20 protein-coding genes and 1 pseudogene are annotated in these 23,898 nt (G+C 54.2%); 14 read left to right on the top strand and 7 right to left on the bottom strand.

Going from position 1 to position 23,898, the window contains the following annotated elements; genetic code table 11:
* Window positions 1-34: 34 nt before the first annotated feature.
* Window positions 35-367, top strand: a pseudogene (locus ACR3EH_RS13795) (site-specific integrase); the annotation flags it as partial.
* A 114-nt stretch (window positions 368-481) separates the two neighbouring features.
* Here ACR3EH_RS13795 and ACR3EH_RS13790 read toward each other — a convergent pair.
* Window positions 482-1,369, bottom strand: a complete 888-nt coding sequence (locus ACR3EH_RS13790) for a LysR family transcriptional regulator (RefSeq protein WP_171186527.1) — start codon at window positions 1,367-1,369, stop codon at window positions 482-484.
* Window positions 1,370-1,469: 100 nt separating this feature from the next.
* On the opposite strand from ACR3EH_RS13790, the gene ACR3EH_RS13785 reads away from it, so the two are divergent.
* Window positions 1,470-2,780, top strand: a complete 1,311-nt coding sequence (locus ACR3EH_RS13785; protein WP_171675627.1) for a serine hydroxymethyltransferase — start codon at window positions 1,470-1,472, stop codon at window positions 2,778-2,780.
* A 382-nt stretch (window positions 2,781-3,162) separates the two neighbouring features.
* Here ACR3EH_RS13785 and ACR3EH_RS13780 read toward each other — a convergent pair whose 3' ends face one another.
* The 5 genes from ACR3EH_RS13780 to ACR3EH_RS13760 all read right to left on the bottom strand — a co-directional run bounded on the left by ACR3EH_RS13780 (window position 3,163) and on the right by ACR3EH_RS13760 (window position 8,805).
* Entirely contained in the window at window positions 3,163-4,143 is a 981-nt protein-coding gene (locus ACR3EH_RS13780) for a D-2-hydroxyacid dehydrogenase family protein (protein ID WP_171186531.1), read from the bottom strand.
* Window positions 4,140-4,376 (bottom strand): hypothetical protein, encoded by a 237-nt coding sequence (locus tag ACR3EH_RS13775; protein WP_171186533.1) that lies wholly within the window; start codon window positions 4,374-4,376, stop codon window positions 4,140-4,142. The genes ACR3EH_RS13780 and ACR3EH_RS13775 overlap by 4 nt, the downstream gene beginning before the upstream one ends.
* Before the next feature lie 51 nt (window positions 4,377-4,427).
* Entirely contained in the window at window positions 4,428-5,516 is a 1,089-nt protein-coding gene (locus tag ACR3EH_RS13770) for a 4-oxalomesaconate tautomerase (RefSeq protein WP_171675625.1), read from the bottom strand.
* An 88-nt stretch (window positions 5,517-5,604) separates the two neighbouring features.
* Window positions 5,605-7,635: a tripartite tricarboxylate transporter permease gene (locus tag ACR3EH_RS13765; RefSeq protein ID WP_171186537.1), complete on the bottom strand. Its 2,031-nt coding sequence runs from the start codon at window positions 7,633-7,635 to the stop codon at window positions 5,605-5,607.
* Between the two features lie 81 nt (window positions 7,636-7,716).
* Window positions 7,717-8,805 (bottom strand): type 2 periplasmic-binding domain-containing protein, encoded by a 1,089-nt coding sequence (locus ACR3EH_RS13760; protein ID WP_171096714.1) that lies wholly within the window; start codon window positions 8,803-8,805, stop codon window positions 7,717-7,719.
* 139 nt (window positions 8,806-8,944) lie between these two features.
* Here ACR3EH_RS13760 and ACR3EH_RS13755 point away from each other — a divergent pair, with 139 nt between their 5' ends.
* Window positions 8,945-9,613, top strand: a complete 669-nt coding sequence (locus ACR3EH_RS13755; protein ID WP_171186539.1) for a response regulator transcription factor — start codon at window positions 8,945-8,947, stop codon at window positions 9,611-9,613.
* Window positions 9,610-10,977 carry a sensor histidine kinase gene (locus ACR3EH_RS13750; protein ID WP_371810726.1) on the top strand — a complete coding sequence of 456 codons (1,368 nt, stop codon included), beginning with the start codon at window positions 9,610-9,612 and terminating at the stop codon, window positions 10,975-10,977. The genes ACR3EH_RS13755 and ACR3EH_RS13750 overlap by 4 nt, the downstream gene beginning before the upstream one ends.
* Window positions 10,978-11,369: 392 nt before the next feature.
* Here ACR3EH_RS13750 and ACR3EH_RS13745 read toward each other — a convergent pair whose 3' ends face one another.
* A complete protein-coding gene (locus ACR3EH_RS13745; protein ID WP_171186541.1) occupies window positions 11,370-12,149 on the bottom strand; it encodes an MOSC domain-containing protein in 780 nt (259 codons plus the stop codon).
* 399 nt (window positions 12,150-12,548) lie between these two features.
* Between ACR3EH_RS13745 and ACR3EH_RS13740 the strand changes: the two genes are divergently transcribed.
* The 10 genes from ACR3EH_RS13740 (at window position 12,549) to ACR3EH_RS13695 (ending at window position 23,037) form a co-directional block, all read left to right on the top strand.
* The gene (locus ACR3EH_RS13740; protein WP_171186543.1) at window positions 12,549-13,868 is read left to right on the top strand and encodes an ABC transporter substrate-binding protein; all 1,320 of its coding nucleotides are present in this window, start codon (window positions 12,549-12,551) and stop codon (window positions 13,866-13,868) included.
* 79 nt (window positions 13,869-13,947) lie between these two features.
* Window positions 13,948-14,895: a carbohydrate ABC transporter permease gene (locus tag ACR3EH_RS13735; protein ID WP_093965437.1), complete on the top strand. Its 948-nt coding sequence runs from the start codon at window positions 13,948-13,950 to the stop codon at window positions 14,893-14,895.
* Entirely contained in the window at window positions 14,892-15,830 is a 939-nt protein-coding gene (locus tag ACR3EH_RS13730) for a carbohydrate ABC transporter permease (RefSeq protein WP_010442361.1), read from the top strand. Before ACR3EH_RS13735 ends, ACR3EH_RS13730 begins: the two co-directional genes overlap by 4 nt.
* Complete coding sequence (locus ACR3EH_RS13725) at window positions 15,827-16,015, top strand: hypothetical protein (RefSeq protein ID WP_155150119.1); 189 nt, start codon at window positions 15,827-15,829, stop codon at window positions 16,013-16,015. Before ACR3EH_RS13730 ends, ACR3EH_RS13725 begins: the two co-directional genes overlap by 4 nt.
* Window positions 16,016-16,017: 2 nt before the next feature.
* On the top strand, window positions 16,018-17,115 hold the full coding sequence (locus ACR3EH_RS13720) for an ABC transporter ATP-binding protein (RefSeq protein WP_171186545.1): 1,098 nt from the start codon (window positions 16,018-16,020) through the stop codon (window positions 17,113-17,115).
* Entirely contained in the window at window positions 17,108-18,100 is a 993-nt protein-coding gene (locus tag ACR3EH_RS13715; RefSeq protein WP_171186546.1) for an ABC transporter ATP-binding protein, read from the top strand. Before ACR3EH_RS13720 ends, ACR3EH_RS13715 begins: the two co-directional genes overlap by 8 nt.
* 11 nt (window positions 18,101-18,111) lie before the next feature.
* On the top strand, window positions 18,112-19,734 hold the full coding sequence (locus ACR3EH_RS13710) for a dihydroxyacetone kinase subunit DhaK (RefSeq protein ID WP_171186548.1): 1,623 nt from the start codon (window positions 18,112-18,114) through the stop codon (window positions 19,732-19,734).
* A 7-nt stretch (window positions 19,735-19,741) separates the two neighbouring features.
* Window positions 19,742-20,800, top strand: a complete 1,059-nt coding sequence (locus ACR3EH_RS13705; protein ID WP_171186549.1) for a LacI family DNA-binding transcriptional regulator — start codon at window positions 19,742-19,744, stop codon at window positions 20,798-20,800.
* Window positions 20,801-20,827: 27 nt separating this feature from the next.
* Window positions 20,828-21,883, top strand: a complete 1,056-nt coding sequence (locus tag ACR3EH_RS13700; protein ID WP_171186551.1) for a sugar phosphate isomerase/epimerase family protein — start codon at window positions 20,828-20,830, stop codon at window positions 21,881-21,883.
* Window positions 21,883-23,037, top strand: coding sequence for a Gfo/Idh/MocA family protein (locus tag ACR3EH_RS13695; protein ID WP_171186553.1), 1,155 nt, complete (start codon window positions 21,883-21,885; stop codon window positions 23,035-23,037). Before ACR3EH_RS13700 ends, ACR3EH_RS13695 begins: the two co-directional genes overlap by 1 nt.
* Window positions 23,038-23,898: the final 861 nt, after the last annotated feature.

Here is a 23,898-nt window from a genome sequence, read left to right as displayed (position 1 = left end):
GACTATCTCTGAAACCTCGAACCAAAAGGCACCCAACACGCGGGACACCAATTCCGCAGGGATCAAGTCGCCGGAAAGGATAGGCCGCAGTTTAATTTTTCCCAGGCGGTTTCATGACCGCCCACATATCTCAACTCGCCAATATGGCCGACTTGTGCGGGATAGAGTCGCTGCGATTGGGTGGGAACCCAGCGGCTACGGCACCCATTCGCCGCGCCGGACCAAGGCGGCGGAGATCGAAATCAAAACCGTAAATCTCAGGGCTGTTCAAATGCCGCTCGGACACACAAGGGTTGACAGCGCCATAAGATATCTTGGTGTCGAACCTGAAGATGCGTTGAACATCGCCGAGCAAATCGACGTTTGAACTATGTTGGCGGGCGGTACTTGCCGTTCGCCAATCCAGATCTGACCCAAGATCGCACCGTAGCAGTGGAGCGGTTCAAGCCCAGCGCGGACACACTCGCCATCTCAGCAAGCCTCATCCGTCTGAGTGCCATCCTTCCTCTCGAAGTAGACTAACGACTTCATCAATCTCAGGATGGCGTCTCGATCTATGTGGAAGCTCTAGGGCCAACACCCGACCTGTTCCGATACTCTCAGATGAAACTTTCTTGAGTTGCCCAGTCTGAAGCGCCTGCTCAACCAGGCAACTGTGCCCCATAAGCACACCCGCGCCGGACTTCGCTTCTTCTACGGCAAGGGCGTATAGCGAATATCGCGGCCCCTTTTGGGGATCACCAACTGAAACACCCGTCGCCTCTGACCACAAAGACCAGTCTTCTTCCCACGTCTGATCGTGCAGCAATTGCACGGCCTCTAGATCGAGAACATCTGCCATTTTCGGTGAACAAACGGGAAGGATTTCGTCTTTCGCCAGCACAATCTGATCCGGTGTTCCAGCCGGGACGGAAAAGAAGACCGACAGATCATATAGTTCTCTCGATAGGCTGGGAGGGCTCTCCAATGCTGTCACCGAAACATTCAGGTCGGGACGCTTCTCACGCAGTTTGCCCAATCGCGATGGTAACCATAGCTGCGCAATTGAGGGCAAAGCGGCAATGTGGATATCAGGGTTGGGGGCCAGGTTTCGGAGACTTTGCGTCGCCGCCGCGAGAAGATCAAAGGCATGTGTGAACTCTGCTGCTAGCTTGCGACCAGAGGAGGACAATGAAACGCCGTGGGCACCTCTTTCAAACAGGGTAGTGCCAGCCCAGACTTCCAAAGCTTTTATATGTTGTGATACCGCGCCGGCCGTAACGCCCAACTCTTCGGCCGCGGAAACGAAGCTTTCCAGCCTCGCCGCAGCCTCGAAGGCACGCAGAGCATTAAGGTGTGGCCCCTTGGGACGACGTGGTGCAACAGCCATAGAACTCAGCCTTAGTTTTTCTACGCCCAGAAATAGCAAAAATGGTTTGCCTTGTCATTCCGATCTGTCCAATCTGGGTGCAGCCAAGAGGGGAAATGCGATGACAATAGAAATGAGAAACTGGGTGCCAGCCGACAGCGAAGCACTGGTCCAGAAGATCGCGACCGAAACGTCACGCACCTCGTCCAAGGCGCTGCTGGATCGGATTGAGCATTTAGCCCACCGAAACCGGGAAATCCACGAGCAAGAATGCTTCAACCTGAATCCTGCGACCAACGTGATGAACCCGAGAGCTGAAGCATTGCTGTCTTCGGGAATTGGGTCCCGCCCGTCGCTTGGATACCCGGGCGAAAAATACGAGATGGGTCTTGAAGCTATCGAAGAGATGGAGGTCATCTCTGCGGAGCTTTGCGCGGAAGTTTTCGACGCAAAGTTCGCAGAAATCCGCGTACCTTCCGGTGCAATTGCGAACCTCTATGGTTTCATGACCACTTGCCAAGCTGGCGATACGATCATCGCACCACCGGCCTCGATCGGTGGGCACGTAACGCATCACATCGCAGGATGCGCCGGGCTGTTTGGTTTGCGAACCATAGATGCACCAACCGATGCCGATGGCTACACCGTTGATCTCGACCAACTCCGCACGCTTGCGCGCAAGGAGCGTCCCAAATTGATCACGATAGGCGGCAGTCTCAACCTTTTTGAGCACCCGGTCAAAGAAGTACGTGCCGTTGCAGATGAAGTCGGTGCCAAAGTGATGTTTGACGCCGCGCACCAATGCGGGATCATCGCAGGAAAAGCCTGGCGCAACCCGTTGGTCGAGGGCGCACATTTCATGACGATGAGCACGTATAAGAGCCTCGGCGGCCCGGCCGGTGGTCTGATCGTTACAAACGATGCGGAGATCGCAAAGGCTCTGGATGCCATTGCATTCCCAGGCATGACGGCAAATTTCGATGCCGCAAAGTCAGCCGCACTTGCCGTGACAATGCTTGATTGGCGCGACTACGGACGGGACTACGCTGCCGAGATGATCGCAATGTCCCGCGCAATGGCCGAGAGTCTCGATGCGCAAGGTGTTCCAGTTTTTGCAGGTCGCGAGGGCTTTACTGCATCTCACCAGTTCGCCGTTCTGGCAGAAAGGTTTGGCGGTGGACAGGCTGCATCCAAGACCCTGCGCAAAGCCGGGTTCCTGGCGTGCGGTATTGGCCTGCCGGTGCCGGAAATCGAAGGTGACATGAATGGACTGCGCATCGGTACACCCGAGTTGGTAAGATGGGGTATGACGTCGCATCACGCCGACAGACTGGCTTCTCTAATTGCGCGCGGTCTTAAGGGCGACGATATCGCCGCCGAAGTGGCGGACTGGCGCCGTCACTTTGCGAGCGTGCACTTCGTTCACGGCTAGAAATGTAGTAGTCGCCGCAGGAGAACGGATGTCTGCTTCGTCCGCGAGGCAGCCTTTCATAATCGTTCCACAGAACGGCCATAACTCAACCAGAGATCGCTTCGCATAAAACCGCTTTAGCGCTGCTAGCAGTTTCTTTTGATCTGACTAATCATAAAGTGTTTGCAGTATCGTACCATTCGAAACCCGTTCGGCGAAGGACTGCAATGCGGACTTCGCGAGCATTCTCTGCAATTGGACCGATGTCGGCTTGCTAGGCAAAGTGGGTATTTGTTGAGGCGAATTATCACCAACGTATCAGGGGCGAATCTTAGATTTGTGATCACTTACAGTCTGACAAGAGTTTTGCCGGTAATCATCTTTGCGCCCATCGCCGCCAACCTTATTTTGCGCTAGTCCAAACCTCGGGGTTGATCATGTGAACGGGAGCGTTTTCAGAATAGGCGTTCACCTGATCGAAAATGTCAGAGAATTGCAGGTCGAATTCATCCTCGGTCACAAAACCAATATGCGGCGTCGCAATCAGGTTTGGATGTGAAAGCAACGGGTCATTCGGGTCGGTAAGTGGCTCTGTGTCAAAGACATCAATTGCGGCCTTGCCGGGATGCCCGGCATTCAAAGCCTCAAGCAATGCATCCTTCACGATAAGACCTGCACGGGATGTGTTTACAAACAGCGCCCCCGATCGCATCTGCGCGAAATCAGACGCTGTGATAATACCGTGAGTGTCTGACTTCAGACGCACATGAACCGAGACTACATCGCTTAGCGCAAAGAATGCCTCGCGGCTTTCAGCGACCTGAACACCATCTGCCTTCGCGCGCGCCCGGCCTTCATCCGAGGACCACCAGACAACATTCATTCCGAATGCCTCGGCATAGCCGGCAACCGCACGAGCGATACGGCCATATCCATACAGCCCCAGTTGCCGCCCCCTAAGGGTTTTGCCAACTCCGGCCTGCCAATGCCCCGCTTTGACCGAAGCCATTTGAGCCGGCAAATCACGCATCCCGGCCATGATCAGCGCCCATGTCAGTTCGGCTGCGGCATAGGAGGGCGTCCCGCCATGCATGTTCGAACAAAGCAGCACTCCGTTATCCGAGCATGCCTGCACATCTACATGCGGGTAGACACTGCGCTGGCTGATCAATTTCAGGTTTGGGAGTTTTTCAACTAGATCGCGGGTGATCTTGGTGCGTTCGCGAAACAAAACCAGCGCCTCGGCCTCCTGCAAGCGTGCGGCCAACTCGTCGGTATCCTCGACATGATCTGTCCAGATCTTCACGTCGTGGTCAGAAAGCTTTTCAAAACAGGGCAGGCACTGCAGCGTGTCAAACCAATCATCCAGAACGTGCACTTTCATCGACTTTCTATACCCTGCTCGGTGCTCAGTTTTCTTGGCGTCGGCACGAAATGACATGTGTCCAGTGCTTCAAGCGCGTTGCGAACCCTTTCGCGTTGATCCAGCAAATAGTTGAATTGCTCATCACATCCGGCAATCGGCGTCGGGTAGTCTGCGATGTCCCTCCGCAGAGCCGACCACGCCAGCCTGAGTTCCTGACGCGCGATATCAAGACATTCAGAATAGTCGTCCATCGTGGCACCCTCATAATGTATACCATAGTATACTAAATAGAGTTTACCATATCAACTCCCGTTCCACACAGATTCTGGTACATAGACATGTCCATCCGCCAGCTTTCGCGCCGTCCGCACCAAACCGGCAGAGTTTACGTTAAACCCGCCATTATGTGAGAATTCCACCAAAACGTCGATCTTGCCCGAGGCGTGTTCCAATATAACTTCCGCCGGGCTTGCATCGGGGCGATCCAATAGCCCGTCAGCCACCGTGCCGGGCGTCAAAGCGCAGGATGCCATACACTGCGCACCGGTGACCGCCATTGTTGGATGGGTCTTCCACGGCATACAATACCGAACCGCAATGGTTCCACCTTCCTTGGCTGGCGCAAAGAGGCCGAATTTTGGGGTCACTGATTTTGATACATCCCCCATACCCATCAACTTTCCGGCTTCGATCCGCACCGCTTCCATACGATCAAAGAAATCGCGGTTGGCATCCAGTTCTTCGGCGCTTTCATACCCTGTCAGGCCAAATTCTGTGGCCTGCGCTATGACCATTGGCATGGCAACATCCATGCAGGTCAAATCGATCCCCTGCACTGTTTCGCGCAGGTTTCCAGTAGGTAGAAATGCGCCTGTTGCCGAGCCTACAACACCCATGAAACTCAGTTGCACAGGCGCAGATTGGCCAGGAACGCCAGCAATTTCCGCATCGCCCTCATAGGCCAGTTCACCACCTGGGGTCTGCACTCGGGCGATGACCCGCGCACCCGTGTTTACAGCGCGAATGCGAATTTCTGTCTCATCGCCCTGTGGCTTAAACAACCCCATCTCGATCGCAGCCGGAGCGACTCCGGAAAGGATGTTTCCACAGGTGGGTTTAAAATCGACCAATTTCTCCTCAACCGAAACCTGCGCGAAGAAATAATCGATATCGGCCCAGTCATCCTCGCTGACTGAAAGCATCGCAACTTTAGTCGTCACCGCTGTACCGCCACCGATTCCATCGATGTTAATCGCTTGACCCGCCCCAAGGGCAGCAGCCAACACGTCGGCCAACGTCTCTAAATCCTCTGGCAGATCAGAACGACGAAAGTAAGGCCCGCGAGAAGTGCCGCCGCGCATGAAAATATACGGGATTGCTGTCTGGGTCATCTCGAACCCTCCTTTACGAACCGTTGAAATTTCTGATTTCAGCGCTGCCCGGACCGCCAGATTGGCAGGCCGGGTAATCGTGGTGCGCCTACTTGAGTGGCCAAGGCAGGGTCACCATGTCTTGCAGCAGACCCGGAGGGAAATCCCTGTTCAACGCCCCGGCCATGAAGCACATGAAACCGACTCCGCAAGCGGTCAGGATCAGGGTCATCTGCCAGCTGGACCCGGCGCGAATGCGGAAGAATGCGATCAGGAACCCGATCAGGGCGAGGATGAAGCCCACAACCCAAGTGGCCGCGATCAGACTTGCAAACCACGCGAGCGTTGACCAAAGTCCATGCGGCGCGTTCGCGTCCTCGCCAGCAAGCTCCTTGTCAGCAAAGATCGCGTCCCCCTCGGGTCGCCGCATCATCTGGATCAACAGGATCACGCAGCAGAACAAAGACACGCCGCCGATCACCAGTGGGATGATCTTATCAGTCATATTGTAGTCAGGGATCATGTTGGCATTGATCAACGCCACGATCAGATAAGCCATGATCACCAGCAGGAAGACCAGCGGCGCGCGCTTGCTACCAGATTGGACTTCACCCTCGGACATGATCATTTTGGCCTGCCGAATGCCAAGAATTACGGACACCACAGTGACGATGATCAGAACGATTACGATGGGGCTGAAGACATACTCCATGCCTTCAGCAAAGCTCTTTCGGAACCTGAATGAGGCGATCTGGAAAGCTTGGTTGGTGAACTTCTCAACCGGGTTCGACAGCACGAACCCAATCAGAAAGGCCGGGCGCGACCAGTCGAAACGGCGCAGAAAGATGCCGATCAGGCCAATCACGAATAGGGCCAGAAGGTCTTCGAAGTTTTGTCCGGACTGGAAGGCCGCGAAACTAATCAACATGAAAAGGAACGGGGCCAGATAGGTGAAACGGATCGTGGTCAGCTTGGCGATCCCGCCCGAGGCTGCGATGCATAGGATGGTGCCGACCACGTTGGCCAGCGCCAGCAGCCAGACGATCGAGTAGGTGATGTCGAGGTTGTCCTTGAGCATGCTCGGACCGACTTCGATATCACCCGACCCCAACAGAGCCACCGCGCCGATGAAGATCGCCATCGAGCCGGAGCCCGGGATGCCGAACAGCAGCGTCGGCACCAGCCCGCCGCCTTCCTTGGCGTTGTTCGAGCTTTCCGGCCCAATGACACCGCGCACTTCGCCTTTGCCGAATTTGCTTTTGTCTTTCGTGGATTGCACCGAGTGGCCATAAGCAATCCAGTCTACGACCGAGCCACCGAGGCCGGGAATGACGCCAACGACCACCCCGATTATCGAACAGCGAACCGAAAGCCATATGTTTGCGGCCCAGTCTTTGACCCCATCAAACCAACCGGCACCCAGCGAGGCACCTTTGGCGATAGATCGATCCTGCCGCAGCAGTGAGACGATTTCGGGAACGGCAAAGATGCCCAAACCCACGATGACCAGTTTCAGACCGTCCGTTAGATAGGGAATGTCATAGGTCGCCATACGCAAGGAGCCGCCCGCGTCGGCCTCTCCGATGGTGCCGACCATCAGCCCCAATCCGGCTGCAGCAACACCTTTCAATGGGATGCGCCCCGCCAGAATGGCAACCATCGACAGGCCCAGGATGGTGATCATCAGCATCTCGGGCAATCCGAAGGCCAGTACGATGGGCCGCGCGACCAGAATGAACATGGTCAGGAAAGTTGCACCGACAAGCCCACCAAACAGCGATGAGGCGAAGGCGGCCGACAACGCGCGGGCTGCTTCGCCATTTTTAGCCATTGGGAAGCCGTCCAGCACGGTGGCCTGCGAGGCAGAGCTGCCGGGGATGCCCATTAGAACCGACGCGAAGGTGTCAGAGGTCGGAACAACGGCGACCATACCGATCATCAGCGCTAGCCCAAGGATCGGGTCCATTCCAAACATGAAAGGCAACAGCAGGGACAATCCGGCAATGCCTCCTAGCCCGGGAAAAACGCCCACGGCCAGCCCCATTACGACGCCGAGGATAAGATACCCCAGTACGATGGGTTGCAGGATCAGACCCCACGCGTCACTGAGCGCAGGAAGAGCGGTGGCGAAAACCTCCATAGCGGCCGCCTTTCATTCAATTTTGGTAGGGTTCAAAAAGCGCGCGCCCTTTGCTTTGGGCACGCGCTGTGAATGGTCGGCTTAGTTCAGCTCGACACCGTAGGCTTCTTTCAGCCAGTTCAGGACATAGGCCTTGGCGTTGTCGTCGACGTTTGTCGCGGTTTGCAGCGCCGACTTGGAACCGTCACCTACAAACACCGGATACTTACCCACGCGCTTCGAGGAAATGTCAGCAAAGTCGCCGCGCTCGGTCACAGCCTGGAACGCAGCGGTGTATGCGTCGACTACTTCCTGAGGTGTATCACCGGGCAGGAAGGCCAGCTTCTGGACCGGGAACCCGGCTACAAAGAACGCTTTCCACGCATCCCATGCCTCACCGCTTGTTTCGCAGCCATCGGTCGCCTCGCAGACCTCTTTGAAGGTCGGAATGTCCGGGAAGGTCGGGTCACGAACGATGTTGCCATCGGCGTCCAGTGCGCCCCATGTCATCATCGGCACAGCCTGACCGGATTCAACCAGCGGGGCGGAACCACCCAGATAGCCGGACGAAGTCTGATAATCGATATTGGCTTCGCCCCGTTCGAACATCAGACGACCGTCTCCGCGACCCTTGATGCCGAAGACCGGCTCGACATTCATGCCAAGCATTTGCCAGGCCAACAGCGGTACAAGGTCAAGACGCGTCGCACCCTGCGAACCGTAGATGAAGTTGGTGTCTTTCAGCGCATTGGCGGAGCCATCGAACTTTGCTCCGTCTTCGGCGTTCAGATAGGCAACACCACCTGTTCCCGACGCCATGACCGGAATCCAGTCATTGTATTCATAGCGAACGCGTGGATCGCTTAGCAGATATGGGAACTGGGTAGAGCCAGAGGTACCAAACAGCAGCGTGCCATCGTCATGGCTTTGTTCTTGGAACCAGTTTGCGCCTTTGGTCGAACCAGCGCCCGGCATGAATTTCACGACAACAGTCGGTTGACCCGGTAATGCTTCGGAAAGAAGCGGCGCAAAGAAATTGGCCCATTTGGCAGACCCGCCCGTTTCCGAGAACGGGATCACCCATTCAACAGTCTTGCCCGAGAAATCGACCTCGGCAGCGGCAGGTGCGGCGATTCCGGCGGCGGCGATCAGCCCCACGACGGCGCGACGGGTGAAGTTGGAAATGGCCATTGGTTCCTCCCTGTTGACCAGACAACCACGCCAGCGCCCTCTGCGCCACCGTGATCGTAAATAGAACTGTGGGGTTGATTCCCCCTCCCATCTGGCAATCATGGAGCGCCAACCTTGCGCGAAACTTGCAGGAGACCCGATGCGGATCGTCATCGTCGAAGACAACGAGACCCTCGCCAATGCCATCGCTTACCGCCTGCGTGACCGTGGTCATGCAGCAGAAGTGCTTGCGGATGGCGAAGAGGCTGACGTGTATCTTGCGCAAGAAGGCGCCGATTTGGTTGTTCTGGATATCAATTTACCCGGACAGTCAGGGCTGGAGATCCTGAAATCTCTTCGCAACCGTGGCGACGGTGTACCAGTGATCCTGCTTACTGCGCGTGCCGAAACAAGCGACCGGGTTTCGGGGTTGGACATGGGAGCCGATGATTATCTGGTTAAGCCATTCGAAATGGACGAGTTGGAAGCACGTATCCGAGCGCTTTCTCGACGCAAAGATCTCGACTACGAAGCAAAAGAGAGCGTTGGCAAGTTAGATTTCGACCGCGCTGCGCGTCAGGTCAGTGTACAGGGCGAGGTTTTGGATATTCCGCGGCGGGAAATTGCAGTACTTGAATGCTTGTTGGAACGCAGGGGCAGAATTGTTCCCAAGGGCCAGCTTACAGATTATGTCTATGGCGTAGGGGCCGATGTCGAGGCCTCAGCCGTCGAGCCTCATGTGTCGCGGCTGAGAAAACGTCTTCAGAATTTGGGTATTAGAATAAAAACAGCCCGTGGCCTGGGATACCTGCTTGAGGTGCAGAAGTGATCAATCACGGCTCGCTCAGGCTAAGGCTTTTTATTCTTATCCTAACCCCCTTGGTGCTACTTGCGGTTCTGCTTGGACTTTGGCGCTTCATGATCGCGCAGAAAACAGCCCAGGAGTTGTTTGACGACAGCCTCCTATCTGCTGGTCTTGCAATTTCGCGAGATGTTGCGATCTCAGGCGGTGACGCTCTGTCGCCCACAACACGCAGCTTGATCCGCGATGCGTCCGGTGGGGAGATATTCTATCATGTAACGGGTCCGGGTGGCATCTACGTGACAGGCTATGCGTATCCTCCTGCGTCCTCGACCCCGTTTGTCCAAGACGCGTACGAGCCGTTTTTTTTCGAGGCACTCTACCGTGAGGAACCGGTGCGCGTTCTGAAAATGACAGAACGGGTGACTTTAGAAAATCTTATCGGAGATGCGACGGTCACAGTTTGGCAACGAATGGCGGATCGCAACGCGTTCGCCAATGAACTGTCATTACGCGCAGGAATTCTGATGGGAATTCTGCTGGCCACTCTCGCCATTGTGGTATGGTTCGGGGTCGCTCGCGGCCTGAGGCCCTTGTTGGATTTGCAGGACGCGATCGACCTGCGTTCACCGGATGATCTCAGTGAAATCAAGCGACCTGTCCCGGTCGAAGTTCAAGGTGTTGTCAGAACCTTGAACCGGCTGTTTGGGCAGGTTGAAAAAAGTATAAATGCCCATCAGGTGTTTATATCCGAAGCAGCACATCAGCTGCGAAATCCGGCGGCAGCCGTGCAATCGATGGCCGAAGCGCTGCAGAACGCGAAAACGGACGACGATCGAGAAAAACGCATCTCAGAGCTTGTGGTAGCGGCAAAAAACTCAGCAACAGTGGCCGAACAGCTGTTGTCACTTGAAAGGCTCAGGCAGCCGACGCACCAAGATCATATGTCTGATATTGATTTCCGCTCGGTTGTCGAAGAGGCCTGCATGGATATGGGCGTTCAAATTCTTGCAAAAGGTATCGAGTTTGATGTCACGATACCTGAGACGGCGGTCACGGTATCCGGTGATCGGATATTCCTAATTGAGGCTATAAAGAACCTGTTGGACAACGCAATCAAACACGGTGGCCCTAAGTTGAGCCGTATTTCAGTTGTGCTGCGCTGTGTCGACGAACACGTAAATTTGACCGTGGCCGATGACGGAGCGGGCCTTTCGCCCGACCATAGCGAAGCAGCATTTAGTCGGTTTTCGCAGTTGGAGTATTCCGAAGGTAGCGGATTAGGGCTGTCTATCGTCTTTGCAGTTGCGCAGCGCCACGGGGGATCAGTCTTAATCAACCGAGTCGAAAGAGGAGCGAGCATTACGCTTAAGTTTCCGGTTGCTCTGTAAATTTAAAAAATTATTTCGAGATCTAATTTAAAACCCAGAGCCAATCGCAAAAAAAGCCATTCTTACCGTTTGTAGTAGAAGTTCTGGTTTCCACGGACTACGGCCTTTTGTACGAGGCGCAGAATTCGTCAAAATGGGCTCACAGCCGACCTTGGAGCAAGCGCAGCATATTGTGCTAGGATGCTTTGGTCAGCGTCGAGTTGACGTTTTGGGAGGGCATGGCGGATCGGAGGAGCAGTCCTAAATTGGATTTTGAAAGTAAGCTTTAGTACACTTCAAAGCTGCTTGATACGCGATCTACCACGGATCGCGTCCGGTTGTGGGTTTGTAAAAATAAACCAACGAATGCTCCTAAACTGTTCTTGTGTCGGAGTTGGCGGGGTGAGTAACAATTAACTTAACATTTCCCCAGTTTGGCCGACGCTCAGCGTTCCGCCTTTAGCCACCTCGACATAGACACCCATGTCCGTATGTCCCATCAACTTCCGAATTAGATAGGGTATCCTCAAGTCCCGCTCGGCCGTATCCGGGTTCACATCAGTGGCCGCACACCTTTTCGTACGTGAAAGTATCTTTAACTCGACATCGCCAAATCTAAGAACTGAACCAACTGCGTCCAGCTCAGAAAACGGGGGTAAGCCGTCTATCTCAATATTCGCCCGGAAGCGTGCTGGGTGGATTTCCGCACTAAGTTGTTCACCCAATTTCTCAACAGACGCCAGATTTAAAACGGATATCGCATTCATCATTTTAGATGATACGACGGAAACATCTGTAAACCGATGAGGAGCAGACGAAACGAAATTTGGCGGTTCGGGATCTCTTAAGCCGATCTCGGAAGAAAGGAAATTTGACGCATTTCTCCGATCTTCTGCTGCTAACATTTTAAAGCTACGTGTTTTGCCGTTTGCTTTGATCGCAAGAACTTGAGTCTCAATATCAAAATTCGTCTGAATACCTGCCAATGCAGCCTCATTCAGCAAAACGACAAATCGTTCTTTCGGGAGCGGCTGCGGGTTCTGCAAGTCGAAACCGGAGTTGTATCGAGCAAATCCGAACAGACGGTCACCTGGAATGCCATCTCCTGCACGCAGCGTTACAGTTTGCATGGGCTCGGCGCTCAAGCCTTTTATTGGGTAGCGGTTCAATCTGAGGATAGAGAGAGTTTTCATAAGTTTGCAACTGACCAAACGAGTTATGCACGATCCCGGGTGGTGCGTGCTGTTTGAAGCTATCTCCAATTCTCCTAGGTATCGACCAAATAATCTGTGAGTGCTTCAGCAGCGGGTTCGCTAAACGTGTTGGTACCATGATGGCCGCCAAAGTGGGCCGCGCCAGTTTTTGTCGATATGGCAATTTAAAACCTTGCTGCTGAAAATAGATGCGCATCAAAGAAAACAAACAATTTCTATTAAAATCATAGGTTAAGACGACAAGATCAACGAAATTCCCTGCTCATTTGAGGTACGAACCTCAAAAATTTCTGGACTTGAGGTGCGTACCTCAAATAGCCTTGGAGGTATGCCGCGATTCGCACATCCTCGATTGACGGCGCAAAAAGGGAGGAATGGATGACTTACACAAAACTGGCCTCGGCCAGCGCAATAGTCCTTGCCGCTACTACTCTTTCTACCAAGGCAAATGCTGAAGATCTGACGCTATGTTGGGCTGCATGGGACCCGGCCAACGCGCTTGTCGAACTATCAAAAGAATTCGAAGCAGAATCCGGCCACACGATGAACTTCGAATTTGTTCCGTGGCCAAATTTTGCGGACCGTATGCTGAACGAGCTGAACTCTGGGGGTAAGCTCTGCGACCTACTGATCGGTGACAGCCAATGGATCGGCGGCGGCGCTGAGAATGGTCATTATGTCCAGCTGAACGACTTCTTCGATGCTGAAGGCATCAGCATGGACGATTTCGCACCGGCCACTGTTTACGCTTACTCGACCTGGCCCAAAGGTACACCAAACTACTACGCGCTGCCTGCGATGGGCGATGCAAACGGCTGGTTCTATCGCAAGGACTGGTTTGAAAACCCCGAAATCCAAGCTGCATACAAGGAGGCGACTGGTCAGGACCTACGTGAACCTCAGTCTCAGAAAGAGTTGTTGCAGATCGCCCAGTTCTTTCAGGGTCGTGAAATCGACGGCAAGACTGTCTACGGTGCAGCAATCTTTACCGAGCGCGGCTCGGAAGGGATCACCATGGGTGTGACCGGAGCGCTGTATCCATGGGGTTTCAAATACGAAAACACCCCGGGCTCATATGACATGGAAGGAGCTGTAAACTCACCGGAAGCTGTTGAAGCTCTGGAGTTCTACAAGGAATTCTACAAAACGGCGACACCTCCGGGATATACCAACTCTTACATGGGTGAGAGCCTGGATGCCTTTAAGTCCGGTCAGGTCGCCATGGCGATGAACTGGTTTGCGTTCTTCCCAGGTCTCTATGCCGACCCCAATACCGGCGGTGACAAGATCGACTTCTTTGTAAACCCACCACAAAACCAGGCAGGTTCAACGCTTGGCGGACAAGGCATTTCTGTTGTCAGCTACTCTGACAAACAGGACGCCGCCCTTGAATACATCAAGTGGTTCGCACAGCCAGAAGTGCAGGCCAAATGGTGGGAGCTCGGCGGCTACTCGGCTCATAACTCTGTGCTGGAAGATCCTGGTTTCGTGGACAGCCAACCGTTTGCCGGTGACTTCCTTGAAGCAATGGCTGGAGTTCAGGATTTCTGGCAAGAGCCTGCCTATGCGGAACTCCTGCTGGCCATGCAGAAACGCATCCACGACTACGTGGTCGCAGACCAAGGTACCGCTCAAGAAGCGCTTGATCTTCTGATCGAAGATTGGACGGAAGTCTTCGAAGACGAAGGTAAACTGTAGTCCGGACACAGGCAGGAGCGGGCGCAATCCCGCTCCACCTTCACCCGTGAGTCCTAAACCAACAAGAACTGGCAAAGAGATGTCTGACCGGACCGTAGATCGCGTTGCGGAGGCAACGCCCGAGCGAGTTGCGCGAAAAATCCGAGGTTTATCCGACCGCGCGATCGCCTGGATATTCATCTCCCCAACGATTTTCCTATTGCTGGCGATCAACATCTTTCCGTTGATCTGGACCATCCAACTGAGCTTTACCAACTACAAGGCCAACCGGATCGGGCGCGAAGTCAAAGATGTGGGGCTCAGGAATTACGAGCGTATTCTGACAGACTCGGACACCTGGCTAAATATGCAGGCGACGGCGCACTTCCTGTTCTGGACGATCTTTTTCCAGGTCTTGATCGGGTTTACTCTGGCCTGGTTGATCAACAAGAAATTTAAGGGCAACGATCTTTGGACCACGATTATCGTGCTGCCGATGATGCTGTCTCCTGCAGTCGTCGGGAACTTCTGGAAGTTCTTGTATCAACCTCAAATCGGGCTGTTTAACTACATCGTGTCATGGTTCACAGGCAAAGACCCGTCGAGCTTTGAGATGCTCGGGTCGGTAACACTGGCGCCCTGGGCCATAGTGATTGTCGACACCTGGATGTGGACCCCCTTCGTGATGTTAATCTGTTTGGCCGGGCTGCGCAGCATTCCCGATTACATCTACGAGGCGGCTGAGATCGACAGGGCCAGCAAGCTGCGGCAGTTCTTCACGATCACTATCCCGATGGTGCTGCCATTCCTGATGCTCGCAGTGCTGTTTCGAGGGATCGAGAACTTCAAGATGTTCGATCTGGTGGTTCAGCTGACCGGCGGAGGGCCCGGCTCTGTAACGGAACTCACCTCAATCAATCTCAAGCGGGAGGCGTTTGAGAAGTGGCGCACCGGCTATGCCTCGGCCTATGCGATCATCCTTTTCGTCACCGTGTTCGGCCTTGCGTCGATCTACGTCAAAGCCCTGAACAAGGTGAAACAGAGATGAGCAGTTTTTCCGTCACCGAACCTTCGAACCGGTCCAAGTGGATCGCAGGCTTTTTGGTCATAACTTATGCGCTGATCACGATGATCCCGCTGGTGTGGATCTTGCTGACCGGTTTCAAATCGCCCGCCGACGCGATTAGCTATCCGCCCAAAGTAGTTTTTGACCCAACGCTTGAAGGCTACGTCAATCTCTTCACCACGCGCACACGGCAAACGCAGGAGTTTTTGGAAGCTAATCCCCCGCAGAACTGGGCCGATGAGATCGTGCGCCAATATGACATGGTGATTGTAGGACCATCGAAGTTCGGTGAGCGCTTTATGAATTCGGTTATCATCGGATTTGGCTCGACTTTCTTGAGTATCTTCCTAGGCACGCTGGCCGCTTATGCGTTCAGCAGGTTCAAAGTTCCACTCAAGGACGATCTTTTGTTCTTCATTCTTAGTACGAGGATGATGCCCCCGGTTGCCGTCGCCATCCCAATCTTCCTGATGTTCAGAAACCTTGGGCTGAGCGACACGCATCTTGGGATGATCCTGTTGTACACGGGCGTGAACATTTCGCTGGCGGTCTGGCTGCTGAAAGGATTCATCGACGAAATCCCACGCGAATACGAAGAAGCCGCCCTCATAGATGGCTACACGAGGTTTCAGGCGTTTTACAAAGTGGTGCTGCCGCAAGCCGCCACAGGCATAGCCTCAACTGCAATCTTCTGCTTGATCTTCGCCTGGAATGAATACGCGTTTGCCGTACTGCTAACATCCGCAAACGCGCAGACTGCACCGCCCTTCATCCCGACCATCATCGGTATTGGCGGCTTGGACTGGCCTGCTGTAGCGGCTGGCGCGACGATCTTCCTGATCCCTGTCATGATTTTCACCATCCTGATGCGCAAACATTTGCTGCGCGGGATCACATTCGGAGCCGTACGCAAATGAGCGAATTTCTTACCGGATTACTACGGCTCCGCCGCGGCCCATGGGAGATGGTCGCAACCATCCTTATTGCACTGGGTGTCTTCATGCTGATGCAACCCTTTGTCCTTTGGGCCTTCACCTACTCTTTCATCGTCACGCTGATCGGAACCGTCATGTTCATCATCGTCAGCCATTTCCCGGAGTAGAAATGGCCCAGATCGTAGTCAAAAACGTAAAGAAGATGTTCGGCGATTTCACGGCTGTCCGCGAAAGCTCGTTCACGATTGAAGACGGTGAGTTTTTCATGTTGCTAGGGCCATCTGGCTGCGGAAAGACGACGACGCTGCGGATGATCGCGGGGTTGGAGCTTCCAACGTCGGGCGAAATCTATCTGGACGGTGAAGAGATTAGCCAGCGACCGCCATCAGAGCGTGACATTGCCTTCGTGTTCCAGATGTTCGCGCTGTATCCGCATATGAACGTACGCAAGAATATAAGCTACCCCCTGATATCGCAGGGCATGCCGCGTGGCGCCGTCAAAGCCAAAGTAGAGGAAGTCGCGGGAATTCTGGGGATCAAGGACATCCTCGACAGCCCCGTAGGAGGGTTGTCAGGCGGCGACAGGCAGCGCGTGGCGCTGGGTCGCGCGATCGTTCGCGAACCCAAAGCGTTTATGATGGACGAACCGCTGGGCGCCTTGGATGCCGAGTTTCGGGAGCATATGGCCGAAGAATTGCGCGCGCTTCATGACCGTATGGGCGCAACCACTGTTTACGTCACACACGATCAGTTAGAAGCCATGCAAATGGGCGATAAGATCGTAGTGATGAACAACGCTGTGATCGAGCAATTCGGCACACCTCAGGAAATCTACGACAAACCAGCCACAATGTTCGTTGCAGATTTTATCGGGTCTCCTTCGATGAACTTCCTGCCTTTTCAGGGAAAGGTCGCGCCCGATTCGGAAATGGTGCGACTGAATGGTCACGACGAAGCCGTACCCAAACTGATGGAAGGGGCGGAAGGTGACTTGGTTTTTGGCGTTCGCCCCGAACATGTTTTTCTATCGGATACGAGCGCATACCGGGCCAAGGTCCTGGCCGCAGAATACTTGGGAACCACCCAGATCGTGACGCTGCAAAGCCCGAACGGAGAGCTGAAAGCCCGGATTGATGCCCGCGACGTCGTAAATCCCGGCGAGACGGTGGGATTGGAGTTCCGCTCTCACGCGGTAACCCTATTTGAAAAATCAACCGGGCGCGCGTTGAGGTCCGCCCTGAACGACGAGGTGCTAAGCAATGGCTGAAGTCGTTTTGGAGAATATCTCGAAATCATTCGGCAATCTTAAAGCGGTGGATGATATCTCAATGACGATCCCCAACGGCGCCTTTGTGGTGTTGTTGGGTCCGACAGGTGCGGGAAAAACGACGACGCTGAGATTGATATCCGGGCTTGAGAAACTGGACTCTGGAACAGTACGCATTGCCGGGCGTGACGTCGGTATAGATACACCTGCCCAGCGCGATGTGGCGATGGTCTTCCAGCAATACTCGCTGTACCCGCATATGACGGTGCGCGAGAACCTGTCTTTCCCTTTGCGGTCGCCGATCCTGAAGACACCAGAGGATGAGATCACGAGGAAGGTTAACGAAGTCGCTGAGATCCTGCAAATTCCGCACAAGCTGGACAACAAAGCGACTGAACTGTCTGGTGGCGAAATGCAGCGCGTTTCAATTGGACGGGCGCTTGTGCGTGACCCCCAGATATTCCTGATGGACGAACCGCTCAGCTCTCTGGACGCCAAGCTCCGGGCGGATTTGCGGGTCGAGCTTAAAAGGATTCAGGCCGATCTGGGGTCGACCTTACTGTACGTGACGCATGATCAGGTCGAAGCCATGACAATGGCGACACATATCGGCGTTTTGGAAAACGGCAAGCTGGTTCAGTATGGCACCCCTCGCGACATCTATGAAAATCCCGGCAGTGTTTACGTGGCCAGCAGGTTGGGTCTGCCACGGATCAACATCCTACCGTCCGATTTGTTTGGGGGCGATCACAAAGGTCCGCAGATTGGCCTGCGCCCAGAAAACATCATCGAAGGCGAAGGCAGCGAGGCGCGCGTGATACGCGCCGAGCATCTGGGAGACCAAACACGGCTGCATCTGGATCTGAATGGTCACTCGGTGGTGACCCTGATCGATGTCCATAAGGACTACCCATCTGGAAAGATTATAAAAATCCGCCCCAACAACCCGTTGTATTTTGACGCGTCCGGCGCGCGCGTGAATTAAGGAGCAAAAGCATGGCCCAGTTCCTCAACACAAAAGAAACCCTGGTGACAGAAGCGATAGACGGTCTCCTCGCGTCATCAGGAGGGCGACTGACCCGATTGGACGGCTACCCGCATATCAAGGTTGTCTACCGGTCAGATTGGGACAAATCGAAAGTCGCCCTGGTTTCTGGCGGTGGGTCTGGTCACGAGCCCGCCCACGCGGGTTTCGTTGGTGCCGGTATGTTGACAGCCGCGGTCTGCGGCGAAGTTTTCGCCTCCCCGTCGGTCGAGGCGGTTCTGGCAGGTATTCTTGCGGTCACAGGTGAGGCAGGGTGCCTGCTTATCGTCAAGAATTACACTGGAGATCGATTGAATTTTGGACTGGCAGCGGAACGCGCCCGCGCATTGGGCCGCAAGGTTGAAATGGTCGTTGTCGATGATGACATCGCCCTGCCCGACCTTCCGCAACCACGTGGCGTGGCGGGTACGTTGTTCGTTCACAAAATAGCCGGAGCGCTTGCTGAAAGCGGTGCTGACCTAGATACCGTTGCCACCGCAGCAAGAAACACCATAGCAAAGGTTGTCAGCATCGGAATGAGCTTGGACACCTGTACCGTTCCGGGTTCTCCAAAAGAAGACCGGATTGCCCCTGGCAAAGCAGAGCTTGGATTGGGCATCCATGGCGAACCTGGTGTACAGCAAGTCGAGTTCTCAAATGCCGTATCGGCTATGTCCACAGTAGTTGAGAAGCTGAAGCAACGGGTTGGGTCCGGGGATTGTGTAGCCTTGGTCAACAACCTGGGCTCTACAACTCCACTGGAAATGGCCGTCCTCACGCATGCCTTGTTCGAGACTGGTATTGCCCATCATATCATTGGCCCGGCACCAATGATGACATCGCTGGATATGCACGGGTTTTCGGTATCCATTCTGCCCGTGGATCAGGACGATTTGTCAGCCCTTGAAACGTCTGTTGATCTGGCCGCTTGGCCCGGGGTGAATTCCATCGACCCGATCAAAGTTGCACCATTGCCTGATGGCCTGACCCCGATCGATCCAATCCCTTCGCACAATCCCACCACAAGGGAAACGATCACCCGGCTGTCTGAGCTGCTTATTAACGCAGAGAAGAGCCTGAACGAGCTGGACGCAAAGTCCGGGGATGGCGATACAGGAAGCACATTGGCGACTGCCGCAAGAGCATTGCAAGGAAGTCTTGACCGCATGCCGCTTGCCGATTTGACACAACTGTTTCCGGCGTTGGGTAATGAGTTAAGCCAAACCATGGGTGGTTCTTCCGGCGTGATACTTGCAATTTTCTTCAACGCAGCCGGAGATGCCTGTGCGAGCGGGGCTTCGGTATCGAAGTCTCTGGTTGAAGGACTGAATCGCGTCAGCCAGGTTGGGGGCGCCAAGGTCGGTGACAGGACAATGATTGACGCCCTAGCACCGGCACTTACTGCACTGCCATCTGGTCTGAAACATGCGGCCCAGGCTGCCCGCGAAGGTGCGAACAACACCGCGAATATTCGTCGTGCGAAGGCAGGCCGTGCAGCTTATGTTCCCGAAGAAAACCTTGTTGGACATAACGATCCCGGCGCTGAGGCTGTTGCTTTGTTGTTTGAAGGCTTAGCGCGGGAGATTGAGGGCTGAAGAACACGTGGAAGACCAAAAACAAAGATTAGAATTGGTGAAAAAGCCAACCGTTAATGACATCGCGCGCGTTGCGGGTGTTAGCCTAGCGACTGTTGACCGGGTCTTGAACAGACGTCCCGGCGTGCGGGCCGTAACCGTACAGAAGGTGCAAAAGGCAATTGATGAGCTGGGGTATGTGCGTGACACCGCTGCGGCAAACCTTGCACGAAACCGAGTTTACAACTTCCTCTTTGTTCTGCCGGACACGGACAACGAGTTTGTGGAGGCAATCAGCAGTCAGATCGCAGAACAATCCCGCGACCAATTTATCGAGCGGACTCGTATTGCGATAAGGAAAGTCGCTCCGTTTGAGCCGCAAGATATTGTCAATATTTTGAATGCTGTCGACAGTTCAGAAGTTGATGGGGTTGCTGTTTTTGGGCCCGAAACGCCTTCTGTTCGCGATGCGGTAAAACGGCTCAGGGACAAAGGCGTTCCTGTGGTTGCGTTGGTGTCTGACTTGCCCAGCTCTGAGCGAGACCATTTTGTAGGAATTGACAACGTTTCGGCAGGACGAACCGCCGCTCAATTGATGGGGAGGTTTGTCCATCGCGAAGGCAAGGTCTTGGTTCTTACAGGATCCCGTTTGGCGCGTGACCACCTCGAACGTCGCCAGGGCTTTGACCTAGTTGTAGCTGAGGAATTTCCACACCTCCAAGTCGTCGCATCTGTCGAGGGCCGCGATGACCCGGATCTGATTTACAAGATGATGCCCGAAATCTTTGAAACCTATCCGGATCTGGTCGGAATATACTCGTCAGCAGCGGGCAACGCAGGCCTGATTCAATTTCTTTCAGAGAACAAACTCAGCAAGGATCTGGTGATCATAGCTCATGAGCTTACGCCGCTCAGTCGTGAGGCGCTTAGGCTTGGCACATTTGATGCTTTAATCTCGCAAGACACTGGGCACATTGTTCGTTCTGCCGTCCGTCTTTTGCGGGCAACTTCGGATAAAGTGCCATTCAACAAAGCCCAGGAACGTATCCGTATCGATATCTATCTGAAGGAAAATATACCGCCATAGAGGCTTAGGTTTTGGGGAGGAAGTTTTATGAAAACGATCAAAGGTCCAGCTTTGTTTCTTGCGCAATTTGCGGGGGACGAAGCGCCGTTCAATTCGTGGGACACGATCACCAAATGGGCGGCTGATTGCGGATACAAGGGTGTTCAAGTCCCCAGTTGGGATGGCCGGTTATTCGACCTCGAGCAGGCCGCGACCAGTACTGATTATTGCGATGATTTCAAAGGCAAAGCCAGAGAAAATGGTGTCGAAGTCACTGAACTGTCCACGCACCTTCAGGGCCAGCTTGTGGCCGTTCACCCTGCCTATGACAGTGCGTTTGATGGCTTCGCGGCCGAAAGCGTCAGAGGAAACCCAAAGGCCCGTCAAGAATGGGCAGTGGACCAGGTCAAAAAGGCGCTGTCCGCTTCGAAAAATTTGGGCATTTCGGCACATGCGACATTCTCAGGCGCGCTGGCATGGCCCTATGTCTATCCTTGGCCGCAGCGCCCTGCGGGCTTGATTGAAACGGCATTTGATGAACTTGCGCGCCGTTGGGTGCCCATCCTGAATCACGCCGATGAATGCGGTGTCGATGTCTGCTACGAAATCCACCCCGGAGAAGACCTCCACGATGGTGTGACATACGAGATGTTTCTGGAACGGACGGGCAATCACCCACGGGCCTGCATGCTATACGACCCGTCGCACTACGTGCTGCAATGCCTCGACTATTTGGACAATATTGACATCTACAAAGATCGGATCCGGATGTTCCATGTCAAAGATGCCGAGTTCAACCCGACCGGGAGGCAGGGTGTTTACTCGGGATATCAAAGCTGGGTTGATCGGGCTGGGCGGTTCCGGTCGCTTGGTGATGGCCAAGTAGATTTCGGTGCCGTCTTCTCGAAAATGGCTGCGAATGACTTTGATGGGTGGGCTGTGGTCGAATGGGAATGCTGTCTCAAACACCCCGAGGATGGAGCGCGTGAAGGCGCTCAGTTTGTGTCAGATCACATCATCCGTGTGACCGAGAAAGCCTTTGATGATTTCGCCGACGGTGGTGCAGACGAAGCCGCCAATCGTAAAATGCTGGGGATTGAGTGATGGTCACAGGACGCAGTGAAGAAACCTCGGGTCGCATTCGCCTTGGCATGGTTGGCGGTGGAAACGACGCCTTCATAGGCGGTGTTCATCGCATAGCCGCGCGACTGGACGACAAGTTCGAACTGGTTGCCGGTGCCTTGTCCTCGACGCCAGAGAAATCTCTTGAAAGTGGTCAGGCATTGGGGCTCGAACGGGTCTATGAAGACTATAAACAAATGGCGATAAGGGAAGCCCGGCTGAAATCTGGGATCGAGGCGGTCTCAATCGTCACGCCAAATCACGTCCACTATGCCGCCGCGCGTGAGTTCCTGAAACGCGGTATACATGTCATTTGTGACAAGCCACTCACCTCGACCCTTGCCGATGCAAAGAAGCTGGTCAAAGCAGCGGAAAACGCGAACGCCCTATTCATTTTGACCCACAATTACACGGGCTATCCGATGGTTCGGCAGGCGCGTGAAATGGTTGCCAACGGCGATATTGGCAAGATCCGCGTGGTTCAGGTTGAATACCCGCAGGATTGGCTGACCGAGCAGCAGGATTTCAAACAGGCGGAATGGCGAACCGACCCCGAACGCTCGGGCGCGGGTGGATCAACCGGTGACATCGGAACCCACGCATACAACCTTGCGTGCTTTGTAACCGGGCTGACGGCGGAAAGCCTGGCAGCAGACTTGCAGGCCTTTGTGCCGGGGCGCAAAGTCGATGACAACGCCCACGTCTTGCTTCGCTTCGAGGGCGGAGCCCGGGGTATGTTGTGGTCTTCTCAGGTGGCTCCCGGCAATGAAAACGCACTTCGTTTGCGGATCTACGGTGAAAAAGGTGGGCTAGAGTGGTCTCAGGAAGATCCCAATTACCTTTGGTTCACGCCCTACAACGAGCCCAAGCGTCTGATCACGCGAAATGGCGCCGGGGCTGGTGATGCTGCCAATCGGTTAAGTAGAGTTCCGCCAGGACATCCTGAGGGGTACCTGGAGGGGTTCGCGAATATCTATGGGGAGGCTGCTGAAGCCATCCAAGCTTTCCGAAATGGGAGTTCACCTGCCGCGTCCGTTGTTTATCCAACGATTCATGACGGGCTCAATGGGGTTAAGTTTGTCGCCGCATGCGTGCAAAGCTCTTCAAGGAATGCGGCTTGGGTCAGCTTAACTTAAAATCTGGCTTTGGGCATAGGGCAAACACCTCAGAAGGCCGCGTGGGTATCTGCCAAAAAAAGTCGAGGCGCAAGCAGCCAACAGATGAACACTCCGGAACAACGACCCACGAACGTCACTGAAGTGGTTTTATGTGAAGCGATCTCTGGTTGAGTGATGACCCTTCAGTGGAACGAATACAAAAGGCAGCCTCGCGGGACAAAGCGGGCATCTGAGCTTTGCTCTACAATGACTGCAAGCAGCTCAAATCGGACAACTCCAATCCGAAGTTAGGGCGAGGAAGCGGTCGTTCGCTACAACAGCAGAGTTTCCACTTCGAGAGTCACAGAAAGTTCCGTCGCAAACTCTTTCCCCACCTGTCAGGTCGTACGTACTTTTGGTAGCGCGTGCGAATGCCACGACGCATTTTGCAAACATCGCTTTGAAAATAAGTTCACCTACCCTAGAATCGCCAAACATAACTATGCGCCGCAGGGTCAATAGATTTACAATTCTATGCTAAATCACTTGAGAAAAATACACTTCTATATTGTAGCAACCAGCATTGCACTACTCACTTTAACTGCGTTGCTTCCTCAAAGCAGACTGGACATAGCCAAAGAACAACTCCTGGCCCTAAATAGAATCCTCAAAGAAGTAGATGTTTCATCCCTTATAAACGACCTCGTATTGACACATCTCGAAGGAGGCCCTTCCGAACACCTCAACGAAAACGCGGGAATACGAACCTTCTTTATTCAAGAATCGCTCCCCGAAGAGGTCGATCCAACCGAATTTGAAAAAAACCTACCACGCTTGGTCCGGTGGTTGCAGTGATGGAGGACAAGCTCGGCAGGGCGCGGTCGGACATATTTCGAGGTC

The sequence above is a fragment of the Ruegeria sp. BG7 genome, from assembly GCF_056535685.1.
This window is presented reverse-complemented; position numbering and strand designations above follow the sequence as displayed.

Bases quoted from the DNA above. Each gene is read 5' to 3' on its own strand.
- ACR3EH_RS13790 (WP_171186527.1), bottom strand. From the start codon at position 1,369: ATGGCTGTTGCACCACGTCGTCCCAAGGGGCCACACCTTAATGCTCTG.
- ACR3EH_RS13785 (WP_171675627.1), top strand. From the start codon at position 1,470: ATGACAATAGAAATGAGAAACTGGGTGCCAGCCGACAGCGAAGCACTG.
- ACR3EH_RS13780 (WP_171186531.1), bottom strand. From the start codon at position 4,143: ATGAAAGTGCACGTTCTGGATGATTGGTTTGACACGCTGCAGTGCCTG.
- ACR3EH_RS13775 (WP_171186533.1), bottom strand. From the start codon at position 4,376: ATGGACGACTATTCTGAATGTCTTGATATCGCGCGTCAGGAACTCAGG.
- ACR3EH_RS13770 (WP_171675625.1), bottom strand. From the start codon at position 5,516: ATGACCCAGACAGCAATCCCGTATATTTTCATGCGCGGCGGCACTTCT.
- ACR3EH_RS13765 (WP_171186537.1), bottom strand. From the start codon at position 7,635: ATGGAGGTTTTCGCCACCGCTCTTCCTGCGCTCAGTGACGCGTGGGGT.
- ACR3EH_RS13760 (WP_171096714.1), bottom strand. From the start codon at position 8,805: ATGGCCATTTCCAACTTCACCCGTCGCGCCGTCGTGGGGCTGATCGCC.
- ACR3EH_RS13755 (WP_171186539.1), top strand. From the start codon at position 8,945: ATGCGGATCGTCATCGTCGAAGACAACGAGACCCTCGCCAATGCCATC.
- ACR3EH_RS13745 (WP_171186541.1), bottom strand. From the start codon at position 12,149: ATGAAAACTCTCTCTATCCTCAGATTGAACCGCTACCCAATAAAAGGC.
- ACR3EH_RS13740 (WP_171186543.1), top strand. From the start codon at position 12,549: ATGACTTACACAAAACTGGCCTCGGCCAGCGCAATAGTCCTTGCCGCT.
- ACR3EH_RS13735 (WP_093965437.1), top strand. From the start codon at position 13,948: ATGTCTGACCGGACCGTAGATCGCGTTGCGGAGGCAACGCCCGAGCGA.
- ACR3EH_RS13730 (WP_010442361.1), top strand. From the start codon at position 14,892: ATGAGCAGTTTTTCCGTCACCGAACCTTCGAACCGGTCCAAGTGGATC.
- ACR3EH_RS13725 (WP_155150119.1), top strand. From the start codon at position 15,827: ATGAGCGAATTTCTTACCGGATTACTACGGCTCCGCCGCGGCCCATGG.
- ACR3EH_RS13720 (WP_171186545.1), top strand. From the start codon at position 16,018: ATGGCCCAGATCGTAGTCAAAAACGTAAAGAAGATGTTCGGCGATTTC.
- ACR3EH_RS13715 (WP_171186546.1), top strand. From the start codon at position 17,108: ATGGCTGAAGTCGTTTTGGAGAATATCTCGAAATCATTCGGCAATCTT.
- ACR3EH_RS13710 (WP_171186548.1), top strand. From the start codon at position 18,112: ATGGCCCAGTTCCTCAACACAAAAGAAACCCTGGTGACAGAAGCGATA.
- ACR3EH_RS13700 (WP_171186551.1), top strand. From the start codon at position 20,828: ATGAAAACGATCAAAGGTCCAGCTTTGTTTCTTGCGCAATTTGCGGGG.
- ACR3EH_RS13695 (WP_171186553.1), top strand. From the start codon at position 21,883: ATGGTCACAGGACGCAGTGAAGAAACCTCGGGTCGCATTCGCCTTGGC.